Here is a 19,308-nt window from a genome sequence, read left to right on the forward strand (position 1 = left end):
TGTCGGTGGTGGCGGCTACGGTGTCGGTCGTGGGCATAACCGTGGGGTTCGACCTCGACATGACACTGATCGACGCCCGGCCGGGCATGGCCGCGGCGATGAACGCGCTCGGCGTCGAATCCGGCCTGCCGCTGGACGGCGAGGCGTTCGCGGCCAACCTCGGCCCGCCGCTCGACGACATCCTGCGCGGCTTCGAAGCACCCGAGGAGCGCATCCCCGGGCTCGTCGACCGGTTCCGCGCGATGTACCCCGAGGTGGTCGTGCCGAGCACGGTCGCGCTGCCGGGCGCGGTCGAGTCGCTCCGCGCGGTGCACGCCGCGGGCGGGCGCACGCTGGTCGTCACCGGGAAGTACGGGCCCAACGCGCAGCTGCACGTGGACGCGCTCGGGCTCGACGTCGACGAGGTCATCGGCGAGCTGTGGTCGACGCAGAAGGCCGAGGCGCTGCTGGCGCACGACGCACGGGTGTATGTCGGAGATCACGCGGGCGACATCCGCGGTGCCCTCGCGGCCGGGGCGATCGCGGTCGGCGTCACCACCGGGCCGTGCGATCGCGCGCTGCTGCTGAGCGAAGGAGCGGAGGTGGTGTTCGAGTCGCTGACGGAGTTCCCGGCGTGGTTCGAGCGGACGTTCGCGGGGAGCGTGGTGCCTTAGCTCTCTTTCTTGGCGCGCGCTTCGAGCCACAGCGCGATCAGGCCGAGCGCCAGGCCCAGGGGCGTGATCACCCCGGCGGCGACCGACAACCACACCGGCAGGTTCTCCAGGCCGGCGGCGAACATGATGAACACCGCCAGCACGGCGACCATGCCGAGGCCGAAAAGCCCGATGCCGACGCGCATCAGGAACGGTTTGCCGGGAGCGGCCACGCCCGCCTCCTTCGTCGTGCTCTTCATGACGTATGAGGGTATCCGCCGGTATCGACTTCTCCCCAGGGCCTGTGGCGAGATACCCTTTACCCAGCGCGCCCTGGGTACGCCCCGGGCGCGTTCGTCGTGAGCGGACAGCAGAAGGACTGGTGAGGGAAGTGCCGACCGGCAAGGTCAAGTGGTACGACGCGGAGAAGGGGTTCGGGTTCGTCACGCAGGACGGTGGCGCCGACGTCTACATTCGCAAGGCCGCGCTGCCGCAGGGCGTCGAGGGGCTGAAGGCCGGGCAGCGGCTGGAGTTCGGCGTCGCCGACGGCCGCCGTGGGCCGCAAGCGCTCTCCGTCCGGCTGCTCGACCCGCCGCCGTCCGTCGCCGAGGCGCGGCGCCGCCCCGCCGAGGAGCTGCACGGCCTGATCGAGGACATGATCAAGCTGCTGGAGCTGAAGGTGCAGCCGGACCTGCGGCGCAACCGCTACCCGGACCGCAAGCACACCAAGCAGATCGCCGAGATCATGCGCGCGGTCGCCCGGGACATCGATCCCTAAGCCTCGAGCCGGAGGCCCCAGACGTCGCTGGGCAGCAGGCCCGACTCGCCGGTTTCCGCGTTGAGCACGGCCGTGTACTTCTGCACGTCCACCGCGGAAATGCGGTCGGCCGGCGTCGGCGGCGTGACCGTGTAGGCGTAGCGGTCCAGCGACGTGAACGGGATCGGGGCGCTCTGCTTGAACTCGCCCTGCGGGGTGACGTACTCGTAGACGATCTGCCAGGGCGAGTCCGCGACTTCGCCGGGCACCGAGATCTGCACCGGCTTGCCGGGGCGGACCTTCAGCGTCTGCGTCGAACCCTTCGCGCTGCACGGCTGCGCGAGCTTCTGCGTGTAGTCGCAGGTGAGCACGGGCGTGGTGTTGACGGTGTGGCCGTCGGCGTAGAAGGTGACCTCGGCCGGGCCGGGCGCCGAGCAGCCGGCCACCGCGAACCCACCGGCCGCAAGCAGGGCCACCACCCGGGAACGTCGCATGGGCCCAGACCCTACCGGCGGGCCGTCGGGTCCCGGGGCAGGCCCTGGGCCGGGAAGCTGCCGGTCGGCTCGGGGCGCAGCGGCCGGTCGCCGCCGAGGCCCGGCACGAGCGAGCCGCCGCGGCGCACCAGGTACGTCTGCGTGAGGCCGACGGCCAGCACGACGCTGATCACCAGGAAGCCGATCCAGTACGTCGGCGGCAGCAGCAGGCCGACCGCGCCGCCCAGGCACCAGGCCAGCTGCAGCACGGTTTCCGAGCGGCCGAACGCCGACGCGCGCGACTCCTCGGGCAGGTCTTCCTGGATGACGGCGTCGAGGCTGATCTTGGCCAGCGCGCTGGCCGTCGCGCCGACCAGGCCGACGATCGCGGCCGTGGCCAGGCCGGGCAGGACCGTCGCGACCAGCGCGGCCAGCACGCAGCCCGCCACGCACCCGACGATCACCTGGTCCGGGCTGCCGAAGTGCAGGCGCGAGCCCAGCGCGTTGCCGAGGAACCCGCCGGCGCCCGCCGCGGCGCCGATCACGCCGAGCAGCAGCAGCTGCATGAACGGCGTCTGCCCGCTGCCCTCGGTCTGCGCCTTGACCGCGAACGCGGCGAACATCATGAGGAAGCCGGTGAGCACGCGCACCGAGCCGTTGCCCCAGAGCGCGACGACGATGTGGCGCCCCATCGGCTGGCGGCGCTTCTTCTCCTTCGGGTGCGCCGACAGGGAGGTCGGCACCTCGCCCTCGGTCGCCTCCACCCAGGCCGGGATCCGCATCGACTGCACGGCGGCGGCGACGCAGATCAGCGCCGTGAACCACAGTGCGCCCGCCGACCCGGAGATGGCGTTGATCCCGCTGGCCAGCGCGCCGAACACGCCCGCGGCGACCAGGCCGAACGTGGTCAGCCGGGCGTTCGTCTTCGAGAGCGTGATCTCCGACGGCAGCACCCGCGGCGTCACCGCGGCCTTGAGCACGGTGAACGACTTCGACAGCACCATCATCCCGAGCGCGGCCGGGTAGAGCAGCCAGTCGTCGAAGTGCAATGCCATCACGACGGCCATCAGGCCCTGGCCGATCGAGGACGCGCACATCGCCAGCCGCCTGCCGCGCTGGACCTTGTCCAGCGCGGGCCCGATCACCGGCGCGACCAGCGCGAACGGCGCGATCGTGATGAGCAGGTAGAGCGCCACCTTGCCCTTGCTCTCGCCGCTGGTCGCGGCGAAGAAGAGCGTGTTGGCGAGCGCGATCGCCATCGCCGCGTCGCTGGCGTAGTTCAGCATCACGGCGTAGGTCAGCGAGGTCAGGCCGGACTTCTCGGCGCCGTCGGCCTTCGTCGCGCGCTGGAAGGCGTCGACGGCCTGGCCGGTCAGCTGGCGGCTGCGCATCGCCGCCACCCGCGTGACGGTGATCTTCTTCGGCAGCTTCGGCGTGCCGCCCGGCGTCCGCGGTTCCTCCCGTGGCGGCGGCGGCGCCTGCTCCGGCGGCCGCGGTTCGCCCGCGTAGCCGCCGGTGTCGTAGTGCTCGTACTCGCCGCTGCCGGGGTGGCGTTCACCCTGGTAGAAGCCGCCGCCGGGCGGTTCGCGGCGCACGGGCTCGGTGCGGTGCGGGTCGTACGGCCGGGCCCCGCGCGGGGGCGGCGGCCGGTGGTTCGCCGGCGCGGCCGCGGTGGGTGCTTCGTCGGCGTTCGGCACGCGGCCGTCGTGGAACCCGGCGCGCGGCGGGACGGGCCGCTGGACGCGGGTGGGCGGCGGCGGGCTGCCGTGCTCGGCGCGCGGCGCGGCGGCGTCCCGCCAGGACCTGGCCTGGGCGGCGCCCGGTTCCGGCGTCCAGCGCCGCTTGGACTTCCGGCCGTGCGGCTGACCAGACCGGGAGCCGTCTGAGCCGGAGCGGGAGCCGAAGAGTGCCACGTGTCAATCCTGCCTTACCGAGGGCCGGTTCCGCCTGCTCATCCGTGCTTTCAGGCCGGAGCCGGGACGAACCTCACCCGGAACGTGACCGGCCACTGCTTCCCGGTGAGGAGGAAATCGCCGCTGCCCGGGACGGCGGCGATACCGTTGAGCACGTCTTCGGCGCCCGTCGCGTTCACTTTCGCACGCAGCTGACCTGCGTCGATCGTCCCGGTGACGCGCCCGGTGGCGGCCTCGATGCGCAGGACGGTGTCGGTGTGCCAAACGTTTGCGTAGACGTCCCCGCCGACGCATTCGAGCTCGTTGAGCTGGTCGCGGCCGACGTCGACGCTCCCGGTGACGGCGAAGGTCTTCGGGTCCCGGAAGGTCAGCCGCGAGGAGCCGTTGCTCATCACCAGCCGGCCGTCCGCCTGGTGGCACAGGCCCCAGCCTTCGCCCTGGAAGGGGACGCGCCGCAGCTCGGCGAGGGTGGCGGTGTCGCGTTCGATGGCGACGCCGTCCTGCCAGGTGAGCTGCCACAGCGTCGGCCCGAGGACGGTGACGCCCTCGCCGAACATCGGCGACGGCAGCGTGGCCGTCGTTCGCGGCGGCCCGCCCGCGGGGCCTGCGGTGAGCGTGGACCTGCCGGCGAGCCCGGTGCTTTCGTACAGCGTGTCGCCGGCGAACTCTAGGCCTTCAGTGAAGGCGGCGGGATCGTGCGGGAGGGTCTCGACGAGCTGGACGGTGAGCCGTTCGGGGCCGGCTGGTTGTTCTGGGGCACCGGCGCAGCCGCCGAGCGCGGCGGCCAGCAGCAGGACGGTGACGATCGGCGTGCGCACGATGAACAGCCTGGCACGGGCGCCGCGGATGCGTGCGGCACAATTGGCCGCATGACTCTGCTGCTGACCCTGGACGACGGTTCCGTGCAGCGCAAACTCGCCGACGCGGTGGAGTTCGCGCGAGCTGCGGTGCTGGAGGACGCACCCGAGGAGCAGCTCGGCGACCACGTGGGTGTCACCCGCGAGGACGCGGTCACGGCAAGTCACCTGTTCGAGGCCCAGGTCCCGGGCTACGGAGGCTGGCGCTGGTCGGTCACGGTCGCCCTGGCGGGCGACGACGAACCGGTGACGGTCAGCGAGGTGGTGCTGGTCCCGGGCCCCGCGGCGCTGGTGGCGCCGGCCTGGGTGCCCTGGGAGCGCCGGGTCCGCGCGGGCGACCTCGGAGTGGGCGACATCTTCCCGACGGCGGAGAACGACCCCCGCCTGGTCCCGGCGTACCTGCAGTCGGACGACCCGGCGGTGGAGGAGACGGCCCGCGAGGTCGGCCTGGGCCGGGTGCACACGCTGTCCCGGTTCGGCCGCACGGAGGCGGCGGCCCGCTGGCACGAGGGCGAGTTCGGGCCGCGCTCGGACATGGCCCGCAGCGCGCCGGACGTGTGCGGGACGTGCGGGTTCTTCGTGCCGCTGGCGGGCTCGTTGCGCGGGGTGTTCGGCGTGTGCAGCAACGACATCGCCCCGGCGGACGGCCACGTGGTGGACGTGGAGTACGGGTGCGGAGCGCACTCGGAGGTAGAGGTCGAGGTGACCTCGTCGGTCCCGGTGGCAGAGCTGGTGTACGACGACTCGTTGCTGGACTTCGCCCCGGCCCCGGCCCCGGAAGTCGTGGAGACGGCGGCGGCGGAGCCGGAGACGGGGATAGCGGAGTCGGACGTGTCGCCGGCCGAGGTGGAGCCGGAAGTGGCGGCTGAGCCGGTGGCGGCGGCGGTTGAGCCGGTGGCTCCCGAGGTGGCTGAGCCGGTGGCCTCGGAGCAGGCCGAGTCGGCTGCGGCGCAGGCTGCCCCGGTGCCGGCGGCGGCCGATGAGGTTGCTGAGCCGGCCGACCCGGTGGCGACTGAGCCGGTCGAGCCGGCAGTGGTGCCTGAGCCGGCGGCCTCGGAACTGGCCGATTCGGTTCCGGCGGCTGAGCCGGCCGCAGCGGAGCCCGAGGCGGCTGATTCAGCCGCGACGGTGGCCGAGGCGCCGGCTGATGGTGTGGCCGAGCCGGCGGCGGAAGCGCCGGTGGCGACTGGTGGTGAAGTCACTGAGCCGGGTGAAGCTGCGGAAGCGTCGGTGGCCTCGGAGGCGGCCGGCCCGGCTGGAGAGCCGGCCGGTCGGGTGGCAGAGCCGGCAGTGAGCGATGAAGCCGCCGACCCGGCTGGAGAGCCGGCCGTTGGGGTGGCTGAGCCGGCAGTGAGCGATGAAGCTGCCGAGCCGGTTGGTGTGCCGGCGGTGGCTGGCGAGCCCGTTGTGGCCGAGGTGCCGGAGCCCGCGGAAGCCGAGCCGACGCAGGCCGAGGTGACCGATGCGACCGAACTTCGGGCCGCTCCTGAGGCGCCCGAGGCCACGACCGAGCACGCCGCCGACGAGATCCCGGCGGCCGCGGAATCGGATGCGGCGGAGGTGGATCCCGTCCCCTCAGAGGTCGCCGAGCCGCTTTCGGCCGGTAGCGAGGGCGAAGCGGGGGAGCCGGCCGAGGCTGCGGCTCCGGGACCTGGTGGGGAGGCGCAGGACAGCGAGGTTCCCGCCGCCGTTCTCAACGATGACGTCGTTACCGAGGCCTCGCCGGCCGATGAAGCGCAGGCGCAGGTCGACGACTCCCGCGACCGGTGATCGGCGACACCCTCGAGCCGGGCGATCCGTTCGGGACCGCCCGGCTCCGTGAGGCCACCCTGCGCTCCTGGCGGGACTCGCCCACGCGGCTCACCGAAGACACCAACGTCGAACGCGACCTCCGGGTCGGCGCCTACCGGGATCGGCTCTTCGTCGAACTCGCGCAGAACGCCGCCGATGCCGCCATGGCCGGGGGGAAGCCCGGGCGGGTTCGGGTGTCTATTGTGGACAGCGAACTCCGGTTCGCCAACACCGGCGCTCCGCTCGACGCCCGGGGTGTGGCCTCGCTCGCCTCGCTGCGGGCCTCCGGCAAGACCGGCGGAACCGTCGGGCGCTTCGGGGTCGGGTTCGCCGCCGTGCGGACCGTCTCCGACGAACCCCGCGTGGTCTCCAGCACCGGCGGGGTCGCCTTCTCCGCCGAACGCACCCGGGACGCCGCCGGGATCGCGGGGGACGTTCCCGTCCTGCGGCTTCCCTGGCCCGTCCCGGCCGACGTGCCTCCCGGCTTCGACACCGAAGTCCGGCTGCCTCTTCGGGACGGCGTTGACGGGCGTGCCCTTCTCGACGACCTCGCGCGGGATGTGGCCGATCTGCTGCTCGCCTTGCCCTGGCTGGCGGAATTCGACGTCGACGGTCGCGTTTGGACACGGGAGGCCGATGGTGACTTCGTCGACATCCGTGGCCCGGAACGGGAAACGCGCTGGCTGACTCACCGCGGTGACGTCGTGTGGGCCGTTCCGGTCGGCTCCGATGGCGCGCCTCGGCCGCTCCGCGAGGACGTTCTGCACGCGCCGACGCCCACCGATGACGGGCTGTCGCTGCCCGCGCGGCTGCTCGCCTCCGTTCCGGTCGAACCGTCGCGACGCCGGGCGCTGCCCGGGCCCGAACTGGCGCAAGCTCTCGAGGCTGCCGCGAAAGAGTACGTCGGGCTCGTCCGGCTTCTCCCGTCCGAACAGCGGTTCGCGCTCGTTCCGACGCCCGGGTTTCCGAAGTCCACTGTGGACAACAAACTTCGTGACGAGGTGCTCGCGGCTCTCAATGTGGAACCGTGGCTGTCCACAAAGGATGGCAAAGAGGTCTCCGGTCGTCAGGCTCGGGTGCTCGACGTCGACGTGCCCGGGCTGTCCGACCTCCTGAAAGACCTCGTGCCGGGGCTGGTTGAAGGGCCTGCGCAAGTCCTCAAAGCCGTTGCGGTGCAAGTGATCGGCATCGAAGAGGTGCTGGACACGCTGACCGGCGTCAGCCGTGATCCGGGCTGGTGGCGGGACGTCTACGCGGCCCTGGCGATCGCCGTCGAGTCGCACGTGCTTGCCGGGGAACGGCTGGACGGGCTTCCCGTTCCCCTGTCGGACGGCCGGACGCTGCCGGGTGCCCGGGGCTGCCTGCTCGTGGACGGCTCTGCGGAACTTCTCGACTTGCTGTCCGATGTAGACATCCCGGGGCTGCGGCTGGTGCACCCCGCCGCGTCGCACCCGCTTCTGGAACGGTTGGGTGCCAAGCACGCCGATGCCCGGGAGCTGCTCAACGCCGACCAGCTGCGGGACGCCGTCGAGCGCAGCGTCGAAGACGCCCGGTCCGGTTTGGACGGTACGACGCTCGCCGGTGCCGTTCTGCGGCTGATCGCCGACTGCGGGGACGACGCGCCGCGCTGGGTCAGCGCGCTCGCCCTGCCCGGCACCGACACCTGGCGCCGGGCCGACGAACTCGTCCTGCCGACGTCGCCGCTGCTCGACATCTTCGACGAAGAGGTCTTCGAGGAAGACGGCGCCATGGACGTCCTCGACGAGGACTTCGCCGGCGACTGGCCACAAAGCACGCTCGAGGCCGCCGGGGTGCTCGACTCCTTCGCCGTGGTCGTCGACGACGAACCGCGCGAACCCGACCACGACCTGCCCGACGAGGAAGCCTGGTGGGACTCGCTGCCGGAACCGCCGTCGACGCTCGTCGCGATCCGGGACCTCGATCTCGTGGCCGACGACGCCTGGCCCGCGGCCGTCAAGCTGCTCGCCGCGCGACCTGAGACGTGGCACGCCTTGCGCACGCCGCACGGGCACGCCGCCTGGTGGATCGCGCAGTACGCCGTGCTCGACGGGGCCGCGCCGAACGAGTGGCGGCTGCCGGACGCCGATCTGGCCGGGCTCTTCGACGAGGTTCCCGATGTCGGCCTGAGCGAAGACCTCCTCCGGATCGCCGGGGTGCGGGTGGACCTGAGCGTGTCCACTGTGGACGAGGCAGCGGACCTCCTCGACCGGCTCGCCGACCCGGACCGCGTGGTCTCGCCCGGGCTGGCCACGCGCGCCTACGACGCCGTCCTCGAGTCCGGAGTGGACCCGGGTGCGCCGCGCGCCGTGCGGGCCGCCGACGGGTCCGTTGTGGACGACGCGCTCGTGCTGGACGTGCCGTGGGTCGCCGGGGCGCTCGAACCCGGCCGGTACGTGGTTGCCCCCGAGGACCCGGAGCGGCTCGCGGACCTGCTCGACCTGCCGCTCGCGAGCGCGGAGGAAGCCCGGGTCGCCAGTGAAGGCGAGTACGCGCCCTGGACCGAGCTCCCCGCGCTGAAGCTCGTCGCGGACCAGCTCGGCATCCGGCTCCCGGACGGCGGCGTGCTGGTGCACGACCCGCTCACCGTGCGCATCCAGGGCGCCGAACACGACGTCCCGTGGTGGTCCGATGACCGGCTGCACGCGGCCGACACGTCGGAAGGCCTGGCGCGGGCGTTCGCCTGGGCGGCCGGGCGCTGGCCCGACCGGCACCTGATCACCGCGCTCCTCGACGACCCCTCGCCGCGGACCCTGCTCGCGTAACCGTCAGAGGCGCTGGGCCGACTTCGAGCCGCGGCGGGCGGCGGCGCGCTGCCAGCCGATGATCGCGAGCCCGACGAAACCGAGCGCGAAACCGGACAGCGCCGTCTGCACCCACAGCCCCGAAGTCGTGAAGAAGAGCACCACCAGCGCGACAGCCCAGATCGAGGTGCCTACGATCACCACCGGCGTCAGGTCGGTCAGCTTCTTGGGCAGCTCCGGCGTGTGCCGCAACGAGCCCGTAACCTCCGGTGGATTGATCGGTTCACTCACGAGGTGCAGGGTACTCCGCAGCAGCGAGAGAATGGGCAGGCGAATGGCGGAGCAGGAGACGACCCGCAGCGGGACGTCCACACTGGACCGGTTCTTCAAGATCACCGAGCGGGGGTCGACGGTGTCGCGCGAGCTGCGCGGCGGCCTGGTCACCTTCGTCACGATGGCCTACATCGTGGTGCTGAACCCGCTGATCATCGGCAGCTTCTCGGCCGACGACGCGGGCGCGCACAAGGACGTCCTCGGCGGCATCCTGCCCGTGCCGCAGGTCGCCGCGGTGACCGCGCTCGTCGCCGGCGTGCTGACCATCCTGATGGGCCTGATCGCGAACTACCCGTTCGCCATCGCCACCGGCCTGGGCATCAACAGCCTGGTCGCGGTCACCATCGCCCCGCAGATGACCTGGCCCGAGGCGATGGGCCTGGTGGTCATCGAGGGCGTGATCATCGTGCTGCTGGTGCTCACCGGGTTCCGGACCGCGGTGTTCCGGGCCGTGCCGGCCGCGCTGAAGTCCGCGATCGCCGTCGGCATCGGCGTGTTCATCTGCCTGATCGGCCTGGTCGACGCCGGGTTCGTGCGCCGGCTGCCGGACGCCGCGCACACCACCGTCCCGGTCGGCTTGGGCATCAACGGCTCGATCGCCTCCTGGCCGACCGCGGTGTTCGTCGTCGGCCTGCTGGTCACCGGCATCCTGGTCGTCCGCAAGGTCAAGGGCGCGATCCTGATCGGCGTGCTGACCTCGACCGTGCTGGCCATCGTCGTCGAGGCGATCGTCAACGCCGGGCCGTCGCGGGGCACGAACCCGAAGGGCTGGAACCTCGGCTACCCGGCGCTGCCGGACCAGGTGTTCGGCCTGCCGAACCTCTCGCTCGTCGGCGACGTCTCGTTCGGCGCCTGGACGCGGCTGCCGATCATCACCGTCTGCCTGCTGGTGTTCACCCTGGTGCTCGCCGACTTCTTCGACGCCATGGGCACCATGACCGGCCTCGCGAAGGAGGCCGACCTGCTCCCGAAGGACGGCCAGCTGCCCAACGTCGGCAAGGCGCTGTTCGTCGAAGGCCTCGCGGGCGCGGCGGGCGGCTTCGGCTCGGCCAGCTCGAACACGGTGTTCGTCGAGTCGGCGTCGGGCATCGCCGAGGGCGCGCGGACCGGCCTGGCGAACATCGTCACCGGCGTGCTGTTCCTCGCCGCGATGTTCCTGACCCCGCTGTACCAGGTGGTGCCGGTCGAGGCGGCCGCGCCGGCGCTGGTCGTCGTCGGCGCGATGCTGATGTCGCAGGTCCGCGACATCGACTTCACCGACTACTCGATCGCGCTGCCGGCGTTCCTGACCATCGTCGTCATGCCGTTCACGTACTCGATCGCGAACGGCATCGGCGCCGGCTTCGTCAGCTACGTCGTCATCCGCGCGGCCACCGGCAAGGCCCGCCAGGTGCACCCGCTGATGTGGGTGATCGCGCTGGCCTTCGTGGCGTACTTCGCGGTCGGCCCGCTCCAGGCCGCGTTCCGCTGATCAGCCCCTGATCTTCAGGGCTTCGTCGAGGACACCCCGGTTGCGCTCGAACTCGGCGACCGGGGCCTCGAACCGCACCGTCACCAGGGCGTCGCCGGCGCCGAGGCCGACCACGGTCACCCGCCGCGGCACACCGTCGCGCTCGTAGGTGTAGTCCCATTCCGCGGCGTCGCGGTCGGCGATCGGGGCGTGCTCCACCACGGTGCCGCCCTGCCTGCCGGCCACCGCCCGGAGCCCGCCGAGGGCATCCTCCTGCGTGATCTGCACCCGGTCGGTCTCCAGCAGGAGCTCGCCCTCGCGGTAGGTCGCGCGCTCCTTGTCGCGGCTCACGGCCCAGGACGGCACCGGTATCTCGATCGCCGCGCCGGGGCCGGTCGCGTCCGGGATCCGGTAGATCTCCAACGTGTCCCGGATGACCTTGGGCGCCGGCGGCGGTGGGGCGGCCGCGGGCGCTTCGGCACCGCCGCCCACGAACTGCGCCACCACGACCGCCAGGACCGCCGCGCCGACCACGGCCGAGCCCACCAGCTTCTTGTTCATCCGACTCCCCAGGTTCTGCTCCTGGGGAAGACGCACGGGGCTGTTCCAGGTTGCGGATAGACAGAGATCACCCGTGCGGCCGATGTTTCGTAAGGTATGCTAACTATATGTCCGGCGACACGCACGAACGCTCGTTGGCGAGCCGTCTGCGTCTCGCGGTGGTCCGGCTCAACCGCCGGCTGCGGGCACAGCGCGTCGGGGACGACCTCACGCTGACGCAGGTCGCCGCGCTGTCCACCTTGCACAAGTGCGGTGCGCTGACCCCGGGTCAGCTCGCCGCGAAGGAAGGCGTCCAGCCACCTTCGATGACGAGGGTGATCGCCGCGCTCGAGGAGCTGCGGTTCGTCGAGCGGCGCCCGCACCCGACCGATGGCAGGCAGGCCATCGTCGAGCTGTCCGAGAGCGGGCTGGCCTACGTGCAGAAGGCCATCTCCGTGCGGGAGGCGTGGCTGGACCGGCAATTGGCGGAACTCGGCGACGAAGAGCGTGAAGTGCTCTCCAAAGCCGCCGAAATCATAGACAGGATGGCGGGGAACTAACCACGGTGACGGCCACGGGTAGCGAAACCAAGCGTTCGATCGAGACCACTGCTACCCGGGACACGGCTCCACCGCCGTCCGCCTCGCCACCATCCGGAACCAAGCGCGGCAGCATGTTCGCCTCGCTGCGCGTCCGCAACTACCGGCTGTTCTTCACCGGCCAGGTCATCTCGAACATCGGCACCTGGATGCAGCGCATCGCCCAGGACTGGCTGGTGTTCACCCTCAGCGGCAACAACCCGATCGCCCTCGGGGTCGCGGTCGCGCTCCAGTTCACCCCGACGCTGTTCCTTTCGCTCTGGGCCGGCGTCCTCGCCGACCGCGTCGACAAGCGGCGGCTGCTCACCTGGATCCAGGTCGCGGCGTGTTCGCAGGCCGCGATCCTCGGCGTGCTCGACCTGAGCGGGATCGCCGCGCTGTGGCACGTCTACGTCCTGTGCTTCACCCTCGGCGTGACGGCCGCGCTGGAAGTGCCGACGCGGCAGTCGTTCGTCGCCGAGATGGTGGGCCGCGACCAGGTGGCCAACGCCGTCGCGCTGAACTCGTCGATCTTCAACATGGCGCGGATCGTCGGCCCGGCGATCGCCGGGTTCGCGATCACCTGGATCGGCACCGGCTGGCTGTTCATCGCGAACGCGCTGAGCACCGTCGCGGTGATCACCGGGCTGGTCCTGATGAACCCGGACAAGCTGTTCCGCGTCGCGGCGGTGCCGCGCGAGAAGGGCCAGCTCGCCGAGGGCCTGCGCTACGTCCGGCGGCGGTCGGACCTGATGACGGTGATGGTGCTGGTGCTGTTCGTCAGCACGTTCGGCATCACCTACTTCAGCTCGCTCCCGATCGTGGCCGCGAACGTGTTCCACACGGCCGCCGACGGTTACGGCCTCCTCTCGACGCTGGTCGCGGTCGGCACCTTCACCGGCGCGATCATGTCGGCCCGCCGCGGCACCAAGGGGCGGCCGCGGGTGCGGCTGATGCTCGTGTCGGCGTTCTTCCTGGGCGTGTTCGAGCTGATCACGGCGTTCATGCCGACGTACCTGACGTTCGGCCTCGGCCTGATCCCGCTCGGCTTCGCCACGATGACGTTCCTCAACACGGCGAACGCGCTGGTGCAGACGTCGGTCAGCCCCGAGATGCGCGGACGCGTGATGGGGCTGTACGTGCTGGTGCTGATCGGGGGCAACCCGATCGGCGGGCCGATGGTGGGGTGGATGGCCCAGCAGTTCGGCGGGCGGTCGCCGTTCTACATCGGTGGGGCGGTTTCCGCGGTGGCCGCGGTGGTGTGTGCCGTGGTGCTGATCCGGCGGGGTGGGATTTCCTGGCCGGTGAAGCGCGGCTTGGGGCTGCGCGTGCTGAAGCGGGCGAAGGTCTAGGAATCCGCCGGGATTTCGCCCGAGCCGCGCCTGCGGAGGTCGCACGGGACGGTGACCGTGCGGGCCGGGCGGTCGGGCCGGGCGATCCGGTCCAAGGCCAGCAACGCGGCCTGGCGGCCGATCTCCTGCGGGTCGCGGACGATCGCGGAGATGCCCAGCCCGGCGGTGAGGTCGTGTTCGTCCAGGCCGATGAAGGCGGACCCGCGCCGGTGGGCGACGCGGTCGAGCAGGACGCCCGTGGTGATGCCCAGGTTCAGCGCGAGGACCGCGGTCGGCGGCGAGGGCAGGTCCATCAGCCGTTCGACCGCGGCGCGGGCCTGGTCCGGCGTCGTGAGGTCGCCGGCCACCAGTTCGGCGTCCTCGGCCACGCCGTGCCGGGCCAGTGCCGCGCGGAAGCCGTCGAGGCGTTGCCCGGCGCGGAACGAGCCGAGCCGGCCGGCGAGCGCGGCGATGCGCCGGTGCCCCAGCTCCAGCAGCTGCTCGGTCGCGCGCCGCACGCCGTCGTCGTCGTCGGTCATCACCACGTCCGCGGCCAGCCCCAGAGCGGGCCGCCCGACGAGCACGACCGGCGTGCCGAAGGTGTGCTCGATGGCGAGATAACCGCGGTCGTCGCCGTCCGGCATCATCAGCAGGGCGCTGACCCGGCGGTCGATCATCGCCCGCGCCAGTTCGGGTTCGCGGGTGGCGTCGTCGTCGGTGGAACCGATGATCAGGTGGAGCCCCGCGCGGCGGAGCTCCCGTTCGGCGCCCGCGGCGACCCCGGCCTGGAACACGTTGGTGAACCCGGCCGTGACCAGGCCGACCGCGCCTTCGCGGCCCCCGGTCCGCAGGTTCCGGGCGATGGGGTTGGGCGAGTAGCCCAGCTGCTTCACCGCCACGAGCACGCGTTCCCGCGTGTCCGCTTCCACCAGGGGTGAGTTCTGCAGGGCGCGCGTCACCGTCGCCGTGCTGACGCCGGCGGCGTTCGCGACTTCTCGCAGCGTTACGCGCCGTCCGCTCTGTGCCACGTGTGTCCTCTCCGGGTTCGCCTCCCAATGTAATCGTTGACATGGACGCGGTCGTGGCTGACACTCCCTCATGTCATCGTTTACATTGCAATGTCATCGTTTACATGAGGAGGTGCCGACGATGCAGCCGGTTCTCACCGACGGGCGCTTGGGTGCCCGGCCCGATCCCGGACTGGTGGAGCACGTCAACGCCGTCGAGCTGGCCGACGAACTCGCCGCGGCAGCGGAGTACGTCCGCATCGACCTCGCGCACGTCCTCATGCTGACGCGCCAGGGCGTGTTCGAGCCCGGCCACGGCCGCTCGCTGGCGCGGGCCCTGCTGCGCCTGCTGGAGAACGAGCCCGCGCGGGTGCTGGCCGGCGATCCGGCCCTCGGGACCGTCGCCCTCCAGCTCGAGCGCTACCTGGAGGACCAGTGCGGGCCGGCGGGCCTGGACATCCAGCGGGCGCGGAGCCGGATCGACCAGAAGTCGACCGGGGTGCGGCTGGCCGGCCGCGCGGCCCTGCTCCCGGTGCTGACCGGGCTCCTCCGGCTGGGCCGCGTCCTGCTGGAGGCGGCGGACGACCACGACGACGTCCTGGCGCCGGGCTACACCCACCTGCAGCACGCCCAGCCCACCACGCTCGGGCACTACTTCAACGCGCACTACTGGGTGGCCTCCCGCAACCTTGCCCGCGTCCGGCAGCTGTACGACCGGCTGAACGAGTGCCCGCTCGGTGGCGCGGCGCACAGCGGGACCTCCTGGCCGAACGACCGCGCGGCGACCGCCGCCTACCTCGGGTTCGCCCGGCCGGTCCGCAACGCCCGCGACGCCGGACTGTCCGCACTGGACACCGGCGCCGAACTGGCCGCGGTGCTGGGCCTGGTGCTCTCCGGTGCCGCCCGGTGCGCCTCGGACCTCTACTACTGGTCGTCGTCGGAAGTCGGGCTGGTGCGGCTGGCCGCGTCCCTGTGCGGGACGTCGAGCATGATGCCGCAGAAGCGCAACCCCATCGTCCTGGAACGCATCCGCGGCCTGGCGGGCGAAGCGGCCGGGTGGGGTGCCGCCCAGCTCGGTGTGCTGCACTTCGCCACCTCCACCGACGCCGACCAGGGCTACGTGCACAACCGCCTGCCCGGGTACTGCCGGGAGACCGAAGGCGCGCTCGAGCTGCTGAGCCGGGCCGTGGAGACCCTCGAAACCGACCCGGAACGCCTGCGGCGGTCCGCTGGGCGGCACTGGTCGACGGCCAGCGCACTGGCCGACGACCTGGTGCGCCGGCACGGCCTGAGGTTCCGCGCCGCCCACGACGTCGTCGCCCGGTTCGTCGCCGCCCACGAAGCGGCGGGCGAACCGGAGGGCACCGTGCGGCCGGACCTCGCCGAAGGGCCGTTGCGCCGGTACTCCCACGCCCGGCTGGCCGAGCTGCTCGACCCGCGCGCGTTCGTCGAGAGCCGGGACAGCCCCGGTGGCACCGCGGCCGCCCGCCGCAAGGAACTCGCCGCGGAAGCGGCCCACGACTTCGAAGAGCACCGGTCGGCGATCGACGCGATCACCGAATCCCTCGCCCGCGCCGACGCCCGCCTGCTGCGGGACGCCAGGGAGCTGGCCGGCGCACCCACCCGCTGACCGCCATCGCCGTTACCGTCACTTCGACAAAGGAGTCACCCGTGGCCACACCCCACCCCGAGGTTGCCCCGCTCGCGACCGGCGAGCACCGGGAGAACGGTCCGGACCAGGCCCGCCGGTTGACCGGCCAGCCCGTCGGGCGGCTGTTCGTCGGCCTGTACGTGCTCGCCATCGTCGGCTTGTGGATCGCGTTGCTGACCCCGGCTTCGGTCACGCTGGCGCTGCGGATCGCCGACCTCGACCCGGCGGGCAAGGCGTCGTCCCTGGCCCTCGTGACCGGGGTCGGGGCGATCTTCGCGATGGTCTCCAACCCGGTTTTCGGGCGGCTGAGCGATCTGTGCACGTCCCGGTGGGGCCGTCGCCGGCCCTTCATGGTGGGCGGCGCCGCGTGCGGGGTGGTTTCGCTCTTCGTCATCGGGGTCGCGCCCTCGATCCCGGTCGTGCTGCTCGGGTGGTGCCTCACGCAGCTGGCCCTCAACGCCGCCGTGGCGGCCCTGATCGCCGTCCTGCCCGACCGGGTGCCCGAGCGGCGGCGGGGCACGGTCTCCGGGTTGATGGGCATGACCAACCAGGTCGCGCAGGTGGCGGGCACGTTCCTGGTCCAGTTCACCGGAACCCGCGGCCTGGGCATGTTCCTCGTCCCCGCCGCGATCGGGCTGGTGCTGGTGCTGGCGTTCGCCTGCTACCTCAGGGAGGTCCCGCAGGCGCGGGCCGAGCTGCCGCGGCTGTCCTGGTCGGACATCCCGCGGAGCCTGTGGGTCAACCCGCTGCGGCACCGCGACTTCGCGTGGGCGTTCCTGAGCCGGTTCCTGGTGTGGATCGGGAAGTCCCTGCTGCTGACCTACAAGACGTACTTCCTCATGGACCACCTCGGCTACTCCAGCGCGCGGGCTGCCGCGGTCCTGGGCTGGACCATGCTCATCCTGGGGATCGGGGTCGTCGTCGCCAGCAACGTCGCCGGCTGGCTGTCGGACCGGCTGCGGCGCCGGAAGGTCTTCATCGTCGCGGCGTCGCTCATCTTCGGCACCGGCATGGTGGTCATCGCGACCTCGGCCACGCTCACCGGGTTCCTGGTCGGCGTCGCGATCGCCGGGATCGGTCAGGGCACCTACGTCGGCGTCGACTACGCGCTCGTGGCGTCGGTGCTGCCCGACAGCGACACCGCGGCGGCCAAGGGCATGGGCGTGTTCAACATCGCCAACGCCCTGCCGCAGACCGTCGCGCCCGCCATCGCCCCGGTGTTCCTCGCCATCGGCGGCGGGCAGAACTACGCCGCGCTCTACCTCAGCGCGGCCGGGTTCGCGATCGTCGGCGCGATCGCCGCCCAGTTCATCCGCGCCGTGCGCTGACCGGCCCATCACCCGGACGAGTGAGATCCGAGTCTCCGGGACCGAACCCTTGCCCGAGGAGATGAGGTTAGGCTAACCTCATACATGTCCGCTTCGTGGTGGGAGCGGCAGTCAGTTCGGGAACGGACGGAGCCCCGGCCCTGGGAAAACCCCAGGCCGGGGCTTCGTTCATGCCAGCGCAGTGTCCGGCTGGGGCGCGCCGCGAGTCAAGGGGCTCCCGCCCGGTGGTACCGGCAGCCTGGTCAGCGTCATCCCGAAATACACGCGGTACGCCAGGTGGATCGCCTCCGGGGAGGGCAGGCGGACCTCGTTCCGCACCCCGTCCACCGTCTCGATCAGCTTGTCGCCGGACAACGTCACCCGGCCCTGGGACGTCGGCCGGGAGCACGTCAGCGACCGCGTGAAGTGGGACTCGGGGGACGTCGTCTGCCACCACGCCATCGGGATGAAGTCGGCCAGGGGGCGCGGGCGCCGCTCCAGGCGGTACTGCGGCTTGCCGTCCAGCAGGATGTCGACGTCGCCGTGGGGGGCGTCCAGGACCAGGAACTCGCCGTCGGGGTCGGGCTGGGCGTCCACGGCGGACAGGCGCAGCGGGTGCCGGGCGAAGCGGCCGAAACCGACGTCCACCAGCCAATCCTCGGCGTCCAGGGAAACGACGATCGCCGCGTGGTCCAGGGGCGGGCCCACCGTGCCGTCGGCGCGGAAGACCTGGGCCGCGCGCAGCGAAGCGTCGTAGCCCAGCGCGCGCAGCAACGCGGCGAACAGGCCGTTCAGCTCGTAGCAGAATCCGCCTCGGCGGTGGCCCACGATCTTGGCGAACAGCGCGTCCTCGTCCAGGACGACCGGCTCGCCGAGGTGGCTGCTCAGGTTCTCGAACGGCACCGCGGCCAGGTGGCGCTCCTGCAGGTGGCGCAGCGTCGCGAGGTCGGGCGCCGCCGGGCGGGCGACGCCGAGGCGGTCCAGGTACGCGTCGATGTCCATGACACCCACTCAAACACCTCGACCGCGCTGGAGGTCAAGGCATTTTCACCCGGCGACGAAAACGGGGCCCTCCCGGAAGGGAGAGCCCCGTCGACGGAAGAACTCAGCCGAGCAGCAGGCCGTTGCCGCCCGCGACGGCGTTGTCGAAGCGCTTGCTGATCTCGGCCCAGTTGAAGATGTTCCACAGGGCCTCGACGTACTTCGGCTTCACGTTCTTGTAGTCCAGGTAGAACGCGTGCTCCCAGACGTCGACCAGCAGGATCGGCGTGGTCGGCAGCACCAGGTTGTTGTGGTGGTCGCGCAGCTGCTGGGTGATCAGCGTCTTGCCGATCGGGTCCCAGGACAGCGCGCCCCAGCCGTTGCCCTGGATGGTCGTCGCGACGGCGGTGAACTGCGCCTTGAACTTGTCGAAGGAGCCGAACGCCTCGTCGATCGCCGCGGCGAGCTCGCCGGTCGGCTTGTCGCCGCCTTCCGGCGACAGGATCTTCCACCACACGACGTGGTTCGCGTGACCGGCCAGGTGGAAGGCCAGCGTGGTCTGCAGGCCGACGATGTCACCGAAGTTGCCGGCGTCGCGAGCTTCGGCGATCTTGTCGAGCGTGTCGTTCGCGCCCTTGACGTAGGTCGCGTGGTGCTTGCTGTGGTGCAGCTCGTTGATCTCGCCGGAGATGTGGGGCGCGAGGGCGCCGTAGTCGTAGTCGAGATCGGGGAGCTCGTAGCGGGCCATTGGCCCTCCTTCTGTCTTCGACACAAGTTTCCGGTATCGAACCTAGTAGCACACGCCCCCTCGCGGCGAGCGGGGGCGCGTCGTGGTCACCGCGTGAGATGACTGGCTCGTGAGTGGCGTACCCAGGAGGCGCACCACCTGAAACCGAGCCTGCTACCTGGACTTAACTGGAGGTCAACGGGCTGTGACGACGATCA

18 protein-coding genes are annotated in these 19,308 nt (G+C 71.7%); 9 read left to right on the forward strand and 9 right to left on the reverse strand.

The window, feature by feature from the left end; genetic code table 11:
• The first annotated feature begins 29 nt into the window (after positions 1-29).
• Entirely contained in the window at positions 30-653 is a 624-nt protein-coding gene (locus tag CCN39_RS22300) for an HAD family hydrolase (protein ID WP_086845002.1), read from the forward strand.
• Here the strand turns inward: CCN39_RS22300 and CCN39_RS22305 are convergent.
• Positions 650-892, reverse strand: coding sequence for a hypothetical protein (locus CCN39_RS22305; protein ID WP_167455149.1), 243 nt, complete (start codon positions 890-892; stop codon positions 650-652). The two genes, CCN39_RS22300 and CCN39_RS22305, sit on opposite strands and share 4 nt — an antisense overlap.
• 131 nt (positions 893-1,023) lie before the next feature.
• Between CCN39_RS22305 and CCN39_RS22310 the strand changes: the two genes are divergently transcribed.
• Positions 1,024-1,410 (forward strand): cold-shock protein, encoded by a 387-nt coding sequence (locus tag CCN39_RS22310; protein WP_013230216.1) that lies wholly within the window; start codon positions 1,024-1,026, stop codon positions 1,408-1,410.
• Here the strand turns inward: CCN39_RS22310 and CCN39_RS22315 are convergent.
• The 3 genes from CCN39_RS22315 to CCN39_RS22325 are packed head-to-tail and all read right to left on the reverse strand — an operon-like array spanning position 1,407 to position 4,593.
• Positions 1,407-1,883: a DUF2771 family protein gene (locus tag CCN39_RS22315; protein ID WP_086844951.1), complete on the reverse strand. Its 477-nt coding sequence runs from the start codon at positions 1,881-1,883 to the stop codon at positions 1,407-1,409. The genes CCN39_RS22310 and CCN39_RS22315 overlap by 4 nt on opposite strands.
• A gap of 11 nt (positions 1,884-1,894) precedes the next feature.
• Positions 1,895-3,775 carry an MFS transporter gene (locus CCN39_RS22320; protein ID WP_086844953.1) on the reverse strand — a complete coding sequence of 627 codons (1,881 nt, stop codon included), beginning with the start codon at positions 3,773-3,775 and terminating at the stop codon, positions 1,895-1,897.
• 50 nt (positions 3,776-3,825) lie between these two features.
• Positions 3,826-4,593: a glutaminyl-peptide cyclotransferase gene (locus CCN39_RS22325; RefSeq protein ID WP_086844955.1), complete on the reverse strand. Its 768-nt coding sequence runs from the start codon at positions 4,591-4,593 to the stop codon at positions 3,826-3,828.
• A 51-nt stretch (positions 4,594-4,644) separates the two neighbouring features.
• Between CCN39_RS22325 and CCN39_RS22330 the strand changes: the two genes are divergently transcribed.
• Positions 4,645-6,402, forward strand: a complete 1,758-nt coding sequence (locus CCN39_RS22330) for a DUF3027 domain-containing protein (RefSeq protein ID WP_086844957.1) — start codon at positions 4,645-4,647, stop codon at positions 6,400-6,402.
• Positions 6,399-9,206 (forward strand): sacsin N-terminal ATP-binding-like domain-containing protein, encoded by a 2,808-nt coding sequence (locus CCN39_RS22335; protein ID WP_086844958.1) that lies wholly within the window; start codon positions 6,399-6,401, stop codon positions 9,204-9,206. The genes CCN39_RS22330 and CCN39_RS22335 overlap by 4 nt, the downstream gene beginning before the upstream one ends.
• 3 nt (positions 9,207-9,209) lie before the next feature.
• Here CCN39_RS22335 and CCN39_RS22340 read toward each other — a convergent pair whose 3' ends face one another.
• Entirely contained in the window at positions 9,210-9,437 is a 228-nt protein-coding gene (locus CCN39_RS22340) for a DUF2530 domain-containing protein (RefSeq protein WP_086845005.1), read from the reverse strand.
• Positions 9,438-9,519: 82 nt separating this feature from the next.
• Between CCN39_RS22340 and CCN39_RS22345 the strand changes: the two genes are divergently transcribed.
• Positions 9,520-10,989 carry an NCS2 family permease gene (locus CCN39_RS22345; RefSeq protein ID WP_086844960.1) on the forward strand — a complete coding sequence of 490 codons (1,470 nt, stop codon included), beginning with the start codon at positions 9,520-9,522 and terminating at the stop codon, positions 10,987-10,989.
• On the opposite strand, the gene CCN39_RS22350 is transcribed toward CCN39_RS22345, so the two are convergent.
• Positions 10,990-11,529 (reverse strand): hypothetical protein, encoded by a 540-nt coding sequence (locus CCN39_RS22350; RefSeq protein ID WP_086844962.1) that lies wholly within the window; start codon positions 11,527-11,529, stop codon positions 10,990-10,992.
• Positions 11,530-11,636: 107 nt separating this feature from the next.
• On the opposite strand from CCN39_RS22350, the gene CCN39_RS22355 reads away from it, so the two are divergent.
• Both CCN39_RS22355 and CCN39_RS22360 read left to right on the forward strand, forming a co-directional pair.
• Entirely contained in the window at positions 11,637-12,068 is a 432-nt protein-coding gene (locus CCN39_RS22355; protein ID WP_086844964.1) for a MarR family winged helix-turn-helix transcriptional regulator, read from the forward strand.
• A gap of 113 nt (positions 12,069-12,181) precedes the next feature.
• Complete coding sequence (locus tag CCN39_RS22360; RefSeq protein ID WP_086844966.1) at positions 12,182-13,438, forward strand: MFS transporter; 1,257 nt, start codon at positions 12,182-12,184, stop codon at positions 13,436-13,438.
• Here CCN39_RS22360 and CCN39_RS22365 read toward each other — a convergent pair.
• Positions 13,435-14,445 (reverse strand): LacI family DNA-binding transcriptional regulator, encoded by a 1,011-nt coding sequence (locus CCN39_RS22365; protein ID WP_208630312.1) that lies wholly within the window; start codon positions 14,443-14,445, stop codon positions 13,435-13,437. The two genes, CCN39_RS22360 and CCN39_RS22365, sit on opposite strands and share 4 nt — an antisense overlap.
• 121 nt (positions 14,446-14,566) lie before the next feature.
• On the opposite strand from CCN39_RS22365, the gene CCN39_RS22370 reads away from it, so the two are divergent.
• Positions 14,567-16,054, forward strand: coding sequence for a lyase family protein (locus tag CCN39_RS22370; protein WP_086845007.1), 1,488 nt, complete (start codon positions 14,567-14,569; stop codon positions 16,052-16,054).
• A 41-nt stretch (positions 16,055-16,095) separates the two neighbouring features.
• Positions 16,096-17,403 (forward strand): MFS transporter, encoded by a 1,308-nt coding sequence (locus CCN39_RS22375; RefSeq protein WP_086844971.1) that lies wholly within the window; start codon positions 16,096-16,098, stop codon positions 17,401-17,403.
• A gap of 168 nt (positions 17,404-17,571) precedes the next feature.
• Here CCN39_RS22375 and CCN39_RS22380 read toward each other — a convergent pair whose 3' ends face one another.
• Entirely contained in the window at positions 17,572-18,384 is an 813-nt protein-coding gene (locus tag CCN39_RS22380) for an arylamine N-acetyltransferase family protein (protein WP_167455150.1), read from the reverse strand.
• Between the two features lie 103 nt (positions 18,385-18,487).
• Entirely contained in the window at positions 18,488-19,111 is a 624-nt protein-coding gene (locus tag CCN39_RS22385; protein ID WP_086844974.1) for a superoxide dismutase, read from the reverse strand.
• Positions 19,112-19,308 lie beyond the last annotated feature (197 nt).

Source organism: Amycolatopsis kentuckyensis, from assembly GCF_002155975.1.
GTDB lineage: Bacteria > Actinomycetota > Actinomycetes > Mycobacteriales > Pseudonocardiaceae > Amycolatopsis > Amycolatopsis kentuckyensis.

Coding starts and splice junctions, on each gene's coding strand:
- CCN39_RS22305 (WP_167455149.1), bottom strand. CDS start 892: ATGAAGAGCACGACGAAGGAGGCGGGCGTGGCCGCTCCCGGCAAACCG.
- CCN39_RS22315 (WP_086844951.1), bottom strand. CDS start 1,883: ATGCGACGTTCCCGGGTGGTGGCCCTGCTTGCGGCCGGTGGGTTCGCG.
- CCN39_RS22330 (WP_086844957.1), top strand. CDS start 4,645: ATGACTCTGCTGCTGACCCTGGACGACGGTTCCGTGCAGCGCAAACTC.
- CCN39_RS22345 (WP_086844960.1), top strand. CDS start 9,520: ATGGCGGAGCAGGAGACGACCCGCAGCGGGACGTCCACACTGGACCGG.
- CCN39_RS22350 (WP_086844962.1), bottom strand. CDS start 11,529: ATGAACAAGAAGCTGGTGGGCTCGGCCGTGGTCGGCGCGGCGGTCCTG.
- CCN39_RS22355 (WP_086844964.1), top strand. CDS start 11,637: ATGTCCGGCGACACGCACGAACGCTCGTTGGCGAGCCGTCTGCGTCTC.
- CCN39_RS22360 (WP_086844966.1), top strand. CDS start 12,182: ATGTTCGCCTCGCTGCGCGTCCGCAACTACCGGCTGTTCTTCACCGGC.
- CCN39_RS22370 (WP_086845007.1), top strand. CDS start 14,567: ATGCAGCCGGTTCTCACCGACGGGCGCTTGGGTGCCCGGCCCGATCCC.
- CCN39_RS22380 (WP_167455150.1), bottom strand. CDS start 18,384: ATGGACATCGACGCGTACCTGGACCGCCTCGGCGTCGCCCGCCCGGCG.
- CCN39_RS22385 (WP_086844974.1), bottom strand. CDS start 19,111: ATGGCCCGCTACGAGCTCCCCGATCTCGACTACGACTACGGCGCCCTC.